Genomic DNA, 12,259 nt, shown 5'->3' with positions numbered 1-12,259 from the left:
ATCAGCACGTACTGCATGCCGGCGCGGGAGCCACGGCGCAGGCGCTGCCTTCGCAGCAGTTGCGCGTCAGGTAATCCAGCAGTTCGCGCATGCGGGAGAACTCGGCGCGATAGATCAGGTTGCGTCCTCGGGCTTCGGTGCTGACCAGGCCGCAATAGGCCAGTTCCTTCAGGTGAAAGGACAGGGCGCTGGGCGCCAGTTCGAGTGTGGTCGACAAGGCGCCCGGCGTCAGCCCCTGCGGTCCGGCAACGACCAGGGCCCGAAAAGCGCGAAGCCTGTGCGGCTGCGCCAGGGCCGCCAGCGCATGCAGAACACGGTTTTCCGATTCGGCGTCTCGATCGACGGTCGGAGAGTCTGGTGAGGCGAGGTTCATGCTTCAATCTTACAAGAAATATTGAAATATAGCGAATTCCCCGCACCGACGTGGGCCCTGGCGATTCAATAGGTATAGCAAGAAACGACGTTTTCACGCTGGGTATCGGTATAAATCGTTTCACAAATTCGACTTGATGCTGCCATGAAGCCGTCACCGTCGCTTGGGAAGCTCCACGCATCTCAGCCAACAGGAGCAAAACCATGAAAGAACTGCCAAATCCGACCTTTGCCTTGTCGCCGGTCGCCTTGCCACGGGGGTCACTTCATCCGGGGGGCATCGAGATGGGCGCGCAGCAGCCTGGTCAGAGCGCGCGCGGCGGCCTTTCAGTGGCGTGGGCGCGCCACCAGGACGAGGTCCGGGCCGCACAACGGCTGAGATACGCGGTGTTTGCCGGCGAAATGGGAGCGCGTCTGCCCGCTACGATTCCCGGCCATGACATCGACCTGTTTGACGACTTCTGCGAGCACCTTCTGGTGCGCGACGAAACGTCGGGCGAGGTGATCGGAACCTACCGCGTTCTCACCCCGGTGCAGGCCCGGCGCGTGGGCAGCACCTACAGCGACACCGAATTCGATCTGACGCGCCTGCGCAGTCTGCGTCCGCGCATGGTGGAACTCGGTCGAAGCTGCGTTCACGCCGATTTCCGCCACGGCGGGGTGATCATGGCGTTGTGGACCGCGCTCGGCGAATTCATGGTGCGCAACGATCTGGACACCATGATCGGCTGCGCGAGCATTCCGATGATGCACAACGGAGTGCTCAATGGCGATGCCGCCGCAAGCATCTGGCGCCAGGTCAGCCAGACCCATCTGGCGCCCATCGAGCACCGCGTTTTGCCTCGGCTGCCGTTGCCGGTGGAGCAACTCGATGGCAGTCTGTCCATTGAGCCGCCGGCGCTGATCAAAGGCTATCTGCGATTGGGTGCCAAGGTGCTCGGTGCGCCGGCCTGGGATCCAGACTTCAACTCGGCCGACTTGCCGATTCTGATGCGCTTGCAAGACCTGCATCCACGCTACCGCAAGCACTTCCTGGGGGGCGTGTGAGCCTGACGCAGGGTGTGTCTGGCGCTGTGCTGTGGCGCACCAACATGCCGTCGCCCGCAGCCGGACCGGCGGCCGTCACGGCGGGCTGGTCCGGCCAGAGCCCGCAATCGGAGGACGAGGAAGCGGAGCGCGGTGACCGCCGCGTGCGCGCGGTATTCATTTCAGACCTGCATCTGGGCACCCCGGGTTGCCAGGCGGGCGCGCTGCTGGAGTTCCTCAAGGCCTATCCCAGTGACACCTTGTACCTGGTGGGCGACATCATTGACGGCTGGCAACTCAAGCGGCGCTGGTTCTGGCCGCAAACGCACAACGATGTGGTCCAGAAGGTGTTGCGTCAGGCCCGCAAAGGCTGTCGGGTGGTTTTCGTTCCGGGCAACCATGACGAGTTTGCCCGCGCTTTCGTCGGCCATTCGTTCGGAGGGGTCGAAGTGGTGGCTGATGCGGTGCACACCACCGCCGATGGCCGGCGCCTGTGGGTCATCCACGGGGACCAGTTCGACGGCGTGGTGCAATGCGCTCGCTGGCTGGCGGTGGTGGGTGACAACCTCTACGAGTTCACACTCCGCCTGAACCGGCACCTCAACCGCTGGCGCACCCGGATGGGGCTGCCATACTGGTCGCTGTCAGCCTATCTCAAGCACAAGGTGAAAAAAGCCATCAATTACGTGACGTCGTTCGAGGAGGCGGTCGCCCACGAGGCGCGTCGCCAGGGACTGGACGGCGTGGTCTGTGGCCATATTCACCGCGCCGAAATGCGCCTCATCGATGGCGTGCTCTATTGCAATGACGGCGACTGGGTCGAAAGCCGAACGGCACTGGTCGAGCATCGCGACGGGCGACTCGAAATCGTGCACTGGGGCGTGAACTCTACCGGTATCGCAAGGTCGGAAACCCGTTCGGACCCGGTTTCCGTGACCCTGCCATGAGGATCGCACTGATCACCGATGCGTGGACGCCCCAGGTCAACGGCGTTGTGACGACCCTGGTCGAACTGGTTCCCGAGCTGTTGTCGCGGGGTCACGAGGTGTTGGTTCAGCATCCGGGCCTGTACCGCACACGGCCCTGCCCGGGCTACCCTGGTATTGATCTGGCGGTCCGTCCGGCCCGTGCGCTTGCTGCGGCGCTGGATCGCTTTGTACCGGATGCCGTACATATCGCCACGGAGGGTCCGCTGGGCTGGGCGGCACGCCGATACTGCCAGCGTGGTGGCTTGGCCTTCAGTACCGCATTTCACACCAAGTTTCCGGAGATTCTCCAGTCTGCGACCGGGCTGCCACTGGGGCTGGGTTATGCGATTTTCCGGCATTTCCACCGGCCGGCGTCTGCGGTGATGTTGCCGACCCAAGGCGTGTTGCGCATGCTGGACGCGCGTGGTTTTCGCAATCTGCGCGGCTGGACCCACGGTGTGGACACCCGCCTGTTCCGGTACGTGGACTACCCGGTCCGCTTTGACGGGTTGGGGGACCTTCCGCGGCCCGTGTCGCTGTACGTCGGGCGGGTGTCGTACGAGAAGAATATCGAGGCTTTTCTGGCCCTCAACGTGCCGGGAACCAAGGTGGTCTGTGGGGTCGGCCCCGTGCTCGATAGCCTGCGCGAGCGACATCCGCAGGTGCGATGGCTGGGCGTGTTGCCCCGCGAGGAACTGGCCCGCCTGTATGCGAGCGCGGACGTGTTCGTGTTTCCCAGCCGCGCCGACACCTTCGGGCTGGTGATGCTGGAAGCGATGGCCACCGGGACCCCCGTTGCGGCGTTTCCGGTGGACGGGCCCACGGAAGTTCTGGGTGCGCCGGACGGCGTGCGGGGTGGGGCGCTGCACACCGATCTGGGTGTTGCGTGGGAGCGCGCCAGGCGGGTGCCACGGTCGCAAGCCCGGGCCCGGGCACTGGATTTCAGCTGGTCGGAAACCGCCCGCCTGTTCGAGTCCCATCTTGTGCCCGCTCGCGCACGATCGGCCCATGGCATGACCTGTGTCATGAAACATTCACGGGAATAATCAACAATTTGTCATGAAATCGAAACGTTTTCGCTGTTCATGACTGAAAACACGTTGCTCAAGCCCTCGACGGGCACCTTGCCTCTTCTGGACCGGGACCACAGCATCCTGGCCTTCAATGCGCGCGTGCTCGATTCGGCCCGGCGCGAGGACGTGCCGCTGCTTGAGCGCCTGCGTTACCTGTGCATCGTTTCGTCCAACCTGGATGAGTTCTTCGAAGTTCGTGTCGAGCCGCATCTGGAGGCCGCGCAAGCCGGCGACAACAAGGGCCTGTACAGCGTGGAGAGTTTTGAAGCCTTGATGGCGGCCGCCCGTCGCCTGGTGGATCAGCAGTACGCGCTCTACAACGATCAGTTGCTCCCCGCCTTCGAGCGGGAGGGGATGCAGGTCATTGCCCACGGTGAGCGAACGCCGGCACAGCGGCGATGGGTTCATGAATATTTCGATCGCGAAGTCCGGCCCATCCTGGTGCCGGTCGCCCTGGACCCGGCCCATCCGTTCCCGCGCGTTGCGAACAAATCGCTCAATTTCATTGCGCGCCTTGCCGGGCAGGACGCTTTTGGGCGTGCCAATGAAATAGCGATCGTCAAGGTTCCTCGGGTGTTGCCGCGCCTGATCCGTATGCCCGATCGGGTCAGTGGGGGACGACAAGTCTTTGTGTCCTTGTCCAGCGTGATCCGTGCGCATCTGGCCGACCTTTTCCCAGGGCGCGACGTGGGTCAGTTTTCACAATTTCGTGTGACTCGCCATTCGGACCTGTCGGTCGATGAAGATGATGTGGAAAACCTTCGCACGGCCCTTCGGCAGGGACTGGTGCAACGCCACTACGGGCAGGCGGTCCGACTGGAGGTCTCAGCCGGTTGTTCCGACTTCCTGGCTGACTTTCTGTTGCGGGAATTCGGATTGCCCCCGGTCGCCCTGTTTCGGGTACCCGGTCCGGTCAACCTGGCACGGCTGACCCAGCTGATTGACCTGGCCGGACGGGCCGACCTGCTGTATCCCACCTATCGCCCCGCCGAGATCCCGGGGCGCCGGCGGGGTGAGTCGGTTTTTGACCGACTCCAATCGGGTGACGTGCTGGTCCACCAGCCGTTTGAGAGTTTCGATGCGGTGCTCGATTTCCTGCGCGAAGCCGTCAACGACAGTGCGGTGCTGGCCATCAAGCAGACGATCTACCGCACGGGCAATGACGCCGCGATGATGGACCTCCTTCGCGAAGCCGTTCGCCGCGGGAAAGAGGTGACGGTGGTTGTGGAGCTCAAGGCGCGTTTCGACGAAGAGGCCAACATCAACTGGGCAGAACAGCTGGAAGCGATCGGTGCCCAGGTGGTTTACGGCGTGGTCGGACTCAAGACCCACGCCAAGATGCTGCTGGTCACACGCCGCGAGGGGCGGTCCTGGCGGCGATATGGTCATCTCTCCACCGGCAATTACAACCCCCGTACGGCACGGCTGTATACCGACTTCAGCGTGCTCACGGCCGACGCGCGCCTGACGACGGACATGGATCACCTGTTCGTTCATCTGGCCAGCCAGAGCCGCTTGCCCCGCATGCAGCGGTTACTGGTGGCACCGTTTGCCTTGCAACGCCGGTTGATCGGCCTGATCGACGCCGCCGGCCGCGCCGCAGCCGCGGGCGGGGAAGGGCGGGTGATTGCCAAGATGAACGCGCTGACTGACCTGGCGCTGATTGACGCGCTGGTGCGGGCCGGTCGACGGGGCGCGCGCATCGACCTGATCGTGCGTGGTGCCTGCATGTTGCCCGCGGGGGTGCCCGGACAGACCGAAAACATCCGGGTTCGTTCGGTTATCGGGCGCTTTCTGGAGCACACACGGGTTTTCTATTTCCGGGTCGGTGAACGTGAGGACCTGTATCTGTCGAGCGCCGACTGGATGAACCGCAACATGTTGCGCCGTATCGAACTGGCATGGCCGGTCACCGACCCGCTGCTGCGCCAGCGCATCATCGAAGAGGGGCTCTCCGCCTATCTGCACGATGGTCTTGACGCGTGGGAACTGGAGCCTGATGGCAGCTACCGGCGTTTGCAGCGGACGGGCGGTGCATCAGCCCAGCAGGCGCTCATTGCGCGGTATGGCAATCAGCCAAAAAACGGGAGTGATTGAGATGGATCTGATTCTCTGGCGCCACGCCGAAGCTGACGAGGCAGAGGGCGACACAGACGACCTGAGCCGGGCCTTGACGGCACGCGGCGAAAAGCAGGCCGCCCGCATGGCGGCCTGGCTGGATCGCCAGTTGCCCGAAGCCACCCGTGTCATGGCCAGTCCTGCGCGTCGCACCGAGCAGACGGCGCGGGCGCTGGGGCGCAAGTTCAAATTGCGGGAAGAGCTCAAACCCGGCGGCACACCGCAAGAGCTGTTGCAGCTGGCAATGTGGCCAAGCAGTCGCATGCCTGTCCTGGTTGTAGGCCACCAGCCCACATTGGGGCAAACCATCGCGCAGCTGCTGAAAATGCACGACAGCGAGTGCGCCGTGCGTAAAGGCGCCGTTTGGTGGCTACGCGGACGCGAGCGCGACGGTGTGTTCCAGACGGTGGTCCTGACCGTTCAGGCGCCCGAACTGCTCTGATCAGTCCTTGCGCGGGCGGCCGGTCTTGATGGCCGGCAAACTGTCGAGTGCCGCGAGGAAATTTGCCGCATTCATTGCCTCCAGAGCCTTGATGCCGGCGCGTAGCAACTCGCTCTTTTTGGTCGGGCGGGCGAGTTCGTTCGCACGCTGTTTCAGGAACGCCAGGCTGGCATATTCCGCCTTTGGCATGGCGAAGCTGTCACGAACCAGTTTGGTCTTGCGAGCTTTCTCGGCGTCTTTTGGCGGGGACAGTTTCGTTCCGGTGCCGGCAAGGGCCGTTCGCACGGACTTGTCTGCAGCCGGCTTTTTCGGGGCGCTTTTCGCCGCTGGTTTCACGGGTTTCGCCTCCGGGGCCGAAGGTGCGGCGGCTGCCGCGGTTGCCGCAACCGCTGGCTGCGTTGCCGCCTTCGTGACCTTGGCGGGCGCCACTTTAGGCGCTGGGGAAAGGGACTTGAGCGGTTCCGGCGCCGCGACGGAGGCTCCGCTTGTGGAGCTTGCCGTTGCCGCGGCGACTGTGCTGGTGCTTGTGATCGGGGCCTTTTTGCTTGCCATGGGGGAGTCCTTGAAAACGATATAAACAGTTTATACCGTTTTCGGGCGCGCAAGTGCAGCCCCTTCAGGCATCAACTCTCCCGGAAGGTGAAACTCCAGGGGGTTTTTTGCCAGGCGACCATTTCTTCGCGCAGCAAGTGGGCAGACTGTGGGTAGCTGGCCGCCCAGCCTTTGCGGCCGGTGAGCTCGAAGCCGCGGCTCGATTGCGGATCGGGCGCCAGTTTGAGGCCGCGCAGGTCGGGGTCGCGTCGCGCGTGGCACAGGACCACGGCCAGGCGCAGGCATAGCAACTGCCGCGCGAAACCCTCGTCTTCGAAGTCAACGTCCAGCTTGCGCAGTTTGCCGCGATGCCCAAGCACCAGAAGGCTCAGACGGTGCAGTTCCGCCATCGAGAACCCCGGCGTGTCGGCATGGTCGAGGATGTATGCCCCATGTTTGTGATAGTCGGCATGGGCAATATGGGTACCGATTTCGTGCAACTGACCAGCCCAGGCCAGTTTTCGCGCGGCCCGTCCATTGGTGCCGTCCGGGGCCGTGCCCTGCAACTGCCGCAGGAACGAAACTGCAACCCGGCTGACCCGGGTCGACTGGGTGGCGTCCACCTCGTAGCGGACGGCCAGGCGATCGACACTGGCGGCACGGATGTCTGTTTGTTCGCTTTCGCGGTCAAGAAGGTCATACAGTACGCCCTGACGCAAGGCGCCCAGTGCGGCGTTCATCCGGCGAATGCCGAGCAGGTCGAACACGGCACGCAGCACACTGACGCCACCGCCCAGCACAGCCCGCCGGTCTTCCTTCAGGCCCTCCAGGCGCAGGCTGTCGGCGTGGCGCGCTCTGAGCATGGTTTCCAGCAGCCAGTCGAGCCCCTCGAGGGTGACACTGCCCGCTGGCCAGCCGGCAGCGGTCAGAATGTCCATGACTGCGCCAATGGTGCCCGATGAGCCATAGGCGACGTCCCAGGTATCGGGCCGGTAGGTGTTCAGGGCTTCATCCAGCACCGCCTTGGCGGCAATTTCCGCCAACTGGAACGCCATGGGGGTAAAAAGGCCCTCGGGGAAATACTTCATCGACCAGGCGACGCTGCCCACGCGGTAGGACTCCATCACGTGGGCGTCGAAACTGCGGCCCAGGATGAGTTCGGTCGATCGCCCGCCAATATCGACGACCAGACGTCGCTCGTCAGATTGCGGCAGCAAGTGCGAGACACCCAGGTAAATCAGCCGGGCCTCTTCCCGGCCTGAAATGACGCTGATCGGGAAACCGAGAATTTCGCTGCCACGTTCAATGAAAAGGTCACGGTTGCGGGCCTCGCGCAGTGTCTGTGTTGCGACCGCCCGCACATGGGAGCGGTCGAATTCCCGCAGTCGCTCGCCGAAGCGGGCCAGACAGTCCCAACCGCGCTGCATCGCCTGGGCGGTCAGGTTCCGTTCGGCGTCAAGACCATTGCCTTGTCGCACCGTCTCCTTCAGGTACTCGGTACGGTGAATATGCCCGCGGTCGTATCGGCCGATTTCGAGGCGAAAACTGTTGGAACCGAGGTCGACCGAGGCCAGGCGGGTGCCGTTGAGCATGACAGAGCAAATGGTTGCAGACGAAAGGATCATCCGGTTTTGTGAGGCGGCGGGGCATGCGCGGTGAGATCGCGTTTTCCGAACCTGCGGATGACCTGCTCCGCATCATATGGCAGTCGGATGACAGTAAGGTGACAGTTGATGTTCCGGCGCCCGCTTGTCCCGACGAAACGGTTGTCAGCTCTGGGCAGTCAAAGTCCTGTCACATGTATGTCATATTCGAAACCTACAGTGCGTTCATTCCAACCAACCCTGTGAAAGGTTCTCGATGAAACGCACTTTCCTGAAAACCATTGCCGCCGCCGCCCTGACCACCGTAACGCTGGGTTTCAGCGGTGTTGCCATGGCCGCCGACATCACGGGCGCGGGCGCCACCTTCCCGTTCCCGATTTATGCCAAGTGGGCCGAGGCTTACAAGAAGGAAACCGGCACCGGCCTGAACTACCAGTCGATCGGTTCGAGTGGTGGCATTCGCCAGATTCGCGCCAAGACGGTCGCATTTGGCGCCACGGATGCCCCGGTCTCCGGAGCGGATCTGGACAAGGACGGCATGGTCCAGTTTCCCGCCATCATTGGTGGCACCGTGCCGGTGATCAACCTCGACGGATTCAAGAGCGGTGAACTGCGGGTTACCGGCCCGGTTCTCGCCGAAATGTTTCTGGGAACGATCAGCAAGTGGAACGATCCGAAGCTGGCGGCGCTGAATCCGGGCAAAAAGCTGCCGGACCAGACCATTACCGTAGTACACCGCGCGGACGGTTCGGGCACAACGTTCAACTGGACCGACTACCTCAGCTCGGTGAGCAAGGATTGGGCCGACAAGGTGGGCAAAGGTGCCGCCGTGAAGTGGCCCGCTCCCACCTCCGTGGGTGGCAAAGGCAATGAAGGTGTGGCGGCCAACGTCAGCCGAACCAAAGGTGCCTTGGGTTATGTCGAGTACGCCTATGCCAAGAAGAACAACATCCCGGTGCTGGCCCTGGAGAACAAGGACGGCAAATTCGTTCTGCCCGATGACCTGACCTTTGCCGCAGCTGCGGCCGGTGCCAACTGGTTCAGCGTGCCGGGCATGGGGATTTCGCTGGTCAACCAGCCGGGCGCCAACGCCTATCCGGTCGTGACCGCTTCGTTCATCCTGATGTACAAGGAACCGGCGAACAAAGCCGAGAGCGCGGAAGTGCTGAAGTTCTTCGACTGGGCATTCAAGAACGGCAAAGGTCTGGCGACGGAACTGGACTATGTCCCGCTGCCTGACGCCTTGACCAACCAGATTCGTCAGCGTGTCTGGTCTCAGATCAATACGAAATAAAGCGCCAGCGCCGGCGCGGGGCGCCGGCCTGTCGACGGGCCAAGTCGGGTAAGCCGAAGCGGCCTGTCGGCACCCTTTTTATAAGATCGGGAGATTCCGATGCCCGTGACAGCTACCATGAACCCAGCCGCCCAATCTTCTTCGAGTGAACTGCCCAGTGCCAACATGGTTGCGGTCGCCCGCAAGCAGCGCCTGCAGGATGCGATTTTTCATCGCCTGACCCAGTTCTTCTCGCTCCTGGTTCTCGCTGCTCTTGCGGGCATCATCGTTTCGCTGTTCATCAATGCCTGGCCGACATTCGCCAAATTCGGCGCCAAATTCCTGTGGTACGTCGAGTGGGACATCGTCAACGAGGAGTTCGGCGCGGCCATCGCTATCGTCGGAACCGTTGTGAGCGCGAGCATCGCGCTCTTGATCGCGGTGCCGCTGGCATTCGGCATCGCTTTTTTCCTGACCGAAACCTGTCCGGTCTGGTTGCGTCGTCCATTGGGTACGGCGATCGAACTGCTGGCCGCCGTGCCGTCCATCATCTATGGCATGTTTGGCCTTTTCGTGTTTGCACCGATCTATGCGGACTACCTGCAGGTGCCACTGCAGTCGGTGCTGGGTGGCATGCCGCTGGTCGGGTGGTTGTTCGGCGGCGCGACAAACGGTCTGGGCATTTTGGCTGCGGGCATCATCCTGGCGTTCATGGTTCTGCCCTTTATCGCAGCGGTTATGCGCGATGTTTTCGAGATCACGCCGCCGATCCTGCGTGAGTCGGCCTATGGTCTGGGATGCACCACCTGGGAGGTGGTGCGCAAGGTGGTCCTTCCCTATACCCAGAAGGGCGTGATTGGCGGCATCATGCTGGGTCTCGGGCGGGCCCTGGGGGAAACCATGGCGGTCACGTTCGTGATCGGTAACGCGAACCGGATGCCGACGTCCCTGTTTTCCCCCGGTACGTCGATTGCCTCGGTGCTCGCCAACGAATTCGGCGAGGCGCAGGCTCTGCACTTCAACACGTTGTTTGCCCTCGGCTTCCTGCTCTTCGTCATCACGTTTGTCGTCCTCGCGGCGGCGAAATGGATGATCGTCCGCGCGGAACGGGCCAAGGGCACCTGATACTTTGCGCACCTCAACACCACCAACCGAATCGTGGCAGGCCCCGACATGACTGAAAACATTACTCCTCTTTATATCCGTCGGCGACGCGCCAACATCATCGGAACCTCCATGTCCATGGTGGCGATGGTTATGGGCTTGTTCGCCTTGCTCTGGATTCTTTTTGTGTTGCTTTCCAATGGGATCGCCGCTCTGGATTTCAACATGTTCACCAAGGACACACCGGCACCCGGAACCGAAGGGGGGGGCTTGCGCAACGCGATCGTCGGCAGTCTGATGATCGTCGGCTTGTCCGTTTTGGTGTCGACACCGATCGGAATCCTGGCCGGCGTCTACCTTACCGAGTTTGGCGACACGAGCAAGACCGCCGAATTCACGCGGTTCATTACTGACATCATGCTTTCGGCGCCTTCGATTGTCCTGGGTCTTTTTGTCTACGCCATTGCGGTGGCGACTGTCGGCAATTTTTCCGGCTACGCGGGAAGTCTGGCGCTTTCGCTGATTGCCATTCCGGTTGTGATGCGGACCACCGAAAACATGCTGCGGCTGGTTCCGGGCAGCCTGCGCGAGGCGGCTTTTGCGCTGGGCGCGCCGCGCTGGAAAGTGTCGACCATGGTGACGCTTCGCGCCGCCAAGAGTGGAGTGATCACAGGCGTTCTCCTCGCCGTCGCGCGCATCAGCGGCGAAACCGCACCGCTGCTGTTCACGGCGCTGAACAACCAGTTCTTCAGCACCGATATGGAACGCCCGATGGCCAATTTGCCGGTCGTCATTTTCCAGTTCGCCATGAGTCCGTACGACAACTGGATCCGGCTTGCCTGGGGTGGTGCGCTGCTGATTACCCTGGCAGTGCTATTGCTCAATATTCTGGCCCGCGTGTTCTTCCGCGAAAAAGTGGGCAGCTGAAACCCAACGAAACTGATTGAGGAAAAACATGACTGATTCGAGCTTGGCTCCCGCTGCGGTGGCCCAAAAGAACGCCATCGAGGTGCGCAACCTCAATTTCTTCTATGGCAAATTCCAAGGCCTGCGCGACGTGACCATGGACATCGCCGAACGCAAAGTCACGGCCTTCATCGGTCCGTCCGGTTGTGGCAAATCGACCCTTTTGCGAACACTCAACCGGATGTACAGCCTTTACCCTGGGCAGCGTGCTGAGGGGGAGATCAACTTTTACGGGCAGAACATCCTGGACTCCAAGCAGGATTTGAACCTGCTGCGCGCCCGTATTGGCATGGTGTTTCAGAAGCCCACTCCGTTCCCGATGACGATTTACGACAACATCGCGTTTGGGGTGAAACTCTACGAAAACCTGAGTAAGTCCGACATGGACGACCGGGTCGAGTGGGCGCTGTCCAAGGCGGCGCTGTGGAACGAAGTCAAGGACAAGCTGGGCCAGAACGGCATGAGCCTGTCCGGTGGCCAGCAGCAGCGGCTGTGCATCGCCCGCAGCGTTGCGGTCAAGCCCTCCGTGCTCCTGCTCGACGAGCCCACTTCGGCGCTGGACCCGATCTCGACCGGCAAAGTCGAAGAACTTGTCCATGAGCTCAAGCAGGACTACACGATTGCCATCGTGACCCACAACATGCAGCAGGCTGCCCGTTGCAGCGATTTCACGGCGTACATGTACCTGGGCGAACTGATCGAGTTCGGCGAAACCGAGCAGATATTCTTCAAGCCCAAGCGCACCGAGACGGAAGACTACATCACAGGAAGGTTCGGCTGAC

The 12,259-nt window shown here is 62.1% G+C and carries 12 protein-coding genes; 9 read left to right on the top strand and 3 right to left on the bottom strand.

What is annotated here, in order from left to right; genetic code table 11:
• Position 1: 1 nt before the first annotated feature.
• Positions 2–373 (bottom strand): ArsR/SmtB family transcription factor, encoded by a 372-nt coding sequence (locus AC2EBU_RS03705; RefSeq protein ID WP_484609027.1) that lies wholly within the window; start codon positions 371–373, stop codon positions 2–4.
• Positions 374–576: 203 nt separating this feature from the next.
• Here AC2EBU_RS03705 and AC2EBU_RS03700 point away from each other — a divergent pair, with 203 nt between their 5' ends.
• From AC2EBU_RS03700 to AC2EBU_RS03680, 5 genes are read left to right on the top strand one after another with little or no spacing between them, the layout of a single operon-like run.
• Positions 577–1,419 carry a GNAT family N-acetyltransferase gene (locus AC2EBU_RS03700; protein WP_484609026.1) on the top strand — a complete coding sequence of 281 codons (843 nt, stop codon included), beginning with the start codon at positions 577–579 and terminating at the stop codon, positions 1,417–1,419.
• 44 nt (positions 1,420–1,463) lie between these two features.
• Positions 1,464–2,345 carry a UDP-2,3-diacylglucosamine diphosphatase gene (locus AC2EBU_RS03695; RefSeq protein WP_484610108.1) on the top strand — a complete coding sequence of 294 codons (882 nt, stop codon included), beginning with the start codon at positions 1,464–1,466 and terminating at the stop codon, positions 2,343–2,345.
• Positions 2,342–3,412 carry a glycosyltransferase family 4 protein gene (locus AC2EBU_RS03690; RefSeq protein ID WP_484609025.1) on the top strand — a complete coding sequence of 357 codons (1,071 nt, stop codon included), beginning with the start codon at positions 2,342–2,344 and terminating at the stop codon, positions 3,410–3,412. The genes AC2EBU_RS03695 and AC2EBU_RS03690 overlap by 4 nt, the downstream gene beginning before the upstream one ends.
• A gap of 39 nt (positions 3,413–3,451) precedes the next feature.
• A complete protein-coding gene (gene ppk1, locus AC2EBU_RS03685; protein WP_484609024.1) occupies positions 3,452–5,536 on the top strand; it encodes a polyphosphate kinase 1 in 2,085 nt (694 codons plus the stop codon).
• 1 nt (position 5,537) lies between these two features.
• Positions 5,538–5,999 (top strand): SixA phosphatase family protein, encoded by a 462-nt coding sequence (locus AC2EBU_RS03680; RefSeq protein ID WP_484609023.1) that lies wholly within the window; start codon positions 5,538–5,540, stop codon positions 5,997–5,999.
• Here the strand turns inward: AC2EBU_RS03680 and AC2EBU_RS03675 are convergent, their stop codons facing one another.
• Together AC2EBU_RS03675 and AC2EBU_RS03670 are read right to left on the bottom strand one after the other, a co-directional pair.
• Complete coding sequence (locus AC2EBU_RS03675) at positions 6,000–6,284, bottom strand: hypothetical protein (RefSeq protein WP_484609022.1); 285 nt, start codon at positions 6,282–6,284, stop codon at positions 6,000–6,002.
• 338 nt (positions 6,285–6,622) lie between these two features.
• On the bottom strand, positions 6,623–8,122 hold the full coding sequence (locus tag AC2EBU_RS03670; protein ID WP_484610107.1) for a Ppx/GppA phosphatase family protein: 1,500 nt from the start codon (positions 8,120–8,122) through the stop codon (positions 6,623–6,625).
• A 268-nt stretch (positions 8,123–8,390) separates the two neighbouring features.
• Between AC2EBU_RS03670 and pstS the strand changes: the two genes are divergently transcribed.
• The 4 genes from pstS to pstB all read left to right on the top strand — a co-directional run bounded on the left by pstS (position 8,391) and on the right by pstB (position 12,258).
• Entirely contained in the window at positions 8,391–9,428 is a 1,038-nt protein-coding gene (pstS, locus tag AC2EBU_RS03665) for a phosphate ABC transporter substrate-binding protein PstS (protein ID WP_484609021.1), read from the top strand.
• Positions 9,429–9,545: 117 nt separating this feature from the next.
• Positions 9,546–10,532: a phosphate ABC transporter permease subunit PstC gene (gene pstC, locus AC2EBU_RS03660; RefSeq protein WP_484609020.1), complete on the top strand. Its 987-nt coding sequence runs from the start codon at positions 9,546–9,548 to the stop codon at positions 10,530–10,532.
• A 48-nt stretch (positions 10,533–10,580) separates the two neighbouring features.
• On the top strand, positions 10,581–11,438 hold the full coding sequence (gene pstA, locus AC2EBU_RS03655; protein WP_484609019.1) for a phosphate ABC transporter permease PstA: 858 nt from the start codon (positions 10,581–10,583) through the stop codon (positions 11,436–11,438).
• Positions 11,439–11,466: 28 nt separating this feature from the next.
• Positions 11,467–12,258 (top strand): phosphate ABC transporter ATP-binding protein PstB, encoded by a 792-nt coding sequence (pstB, locus tag AC2EBU_RS03650; RefSeq protein ID WP_484609018.1) that lies wholly within the window; start codon positions 11,467–11,469, stop codon positions 12,256–12,258.
• The last annotated feature ends 1 nt before the right edge of the window (position 12,259 follow it).

This window comes from Curvibacter sp. T50 (genome assembly GCF_057219955.1).
This window is presented reverse-complemented; position numbering and strand designations above follow the sequence as displayed.

What these genes read in the sequence shown, in the direction of transcription:
- AC2EBU_RS03705 (WP_484609027.1), bottom strand. Translation starts at nt 373, where the DNA reads ATGAACCTCGCCTCACCAGACTCTCCGACCGTCGATCGAGACGCCGAA.
- AC2EBU_RS03700 (WP_484609026.1), top strand. Translation starts at nt 577, where the DNA reads ATGAAAGAACTGCCAAATCCGACCTTTGCCTTGTCGCCGGTCGCCTTG.
- AC2EBU_RS03695 (WP_484610108.1), top strand. Translation starts at nt 1,464, where the DNA reads ATGCCGTCGCCCGCAGCCGGACCGGCGGCCGTCACGGCGGGCTGGTCC.
- AC2EBU_RS03690 (WP_484609025.1), top strand. Translation starts at nt 2,342, where the DNA reads ATGAGGATCGCACTGATCACCGATGCGTGGACGCCCCAGGTCAACGGC.
- ppk1 (WP_484609024.1), top strand. Translation starts at nt 3,452, where the DNA reads ATGACTGAAAACACGTTGCTCAAGCCCTCGACGGGCACCTTGCCTCTT.
- AC2EBU_RS03680 (WP_484609023.1), top strand. Translation starts at nt 5,538, where the DNA reads ATGGATCTGATTCTCTGGCGCCACGCCGAAGCTGACGAGGCAGAGGGC.
- AC2EBU_RS03670 (WP_484610107.1), bottom strand. Translation starts at nt 8,122, where the DNA reads ATGCTCAACGGCACCCGCCTGGCCTCGGTCGACCTCGGTTCCAACAGT.
- pstS (WP_484609021.1), top strand. Translation starts at nt 8,391, where the DNA reads ATGAAACGCACTTTCCTGAAAACCATTGCCGCCGCCGCCCTGACCACC.
- pstC (WP_484609020.1), top strand. Translation starts at nt 9,546, where the DNA reads ATGAACCCAGCCGCCCAATCTTCTTCGAGTGAACTGCCCAGTGCCAAC.
- pstA (WP_484609019.1), top strand. Translation starts at nt 10,581, where the DNA reads ATGACTGAAAACATTACTCCTCTTTATATCCGTCGGCGACGCGCCAAC.
- pstB (WP_484609018.1), top strand. Translation starts at nt 11,467, where the DNA reads ATGACTGATTCGAGCTTGGCTCCCGCTGCGGTGGCCCAAAAGAACGCC.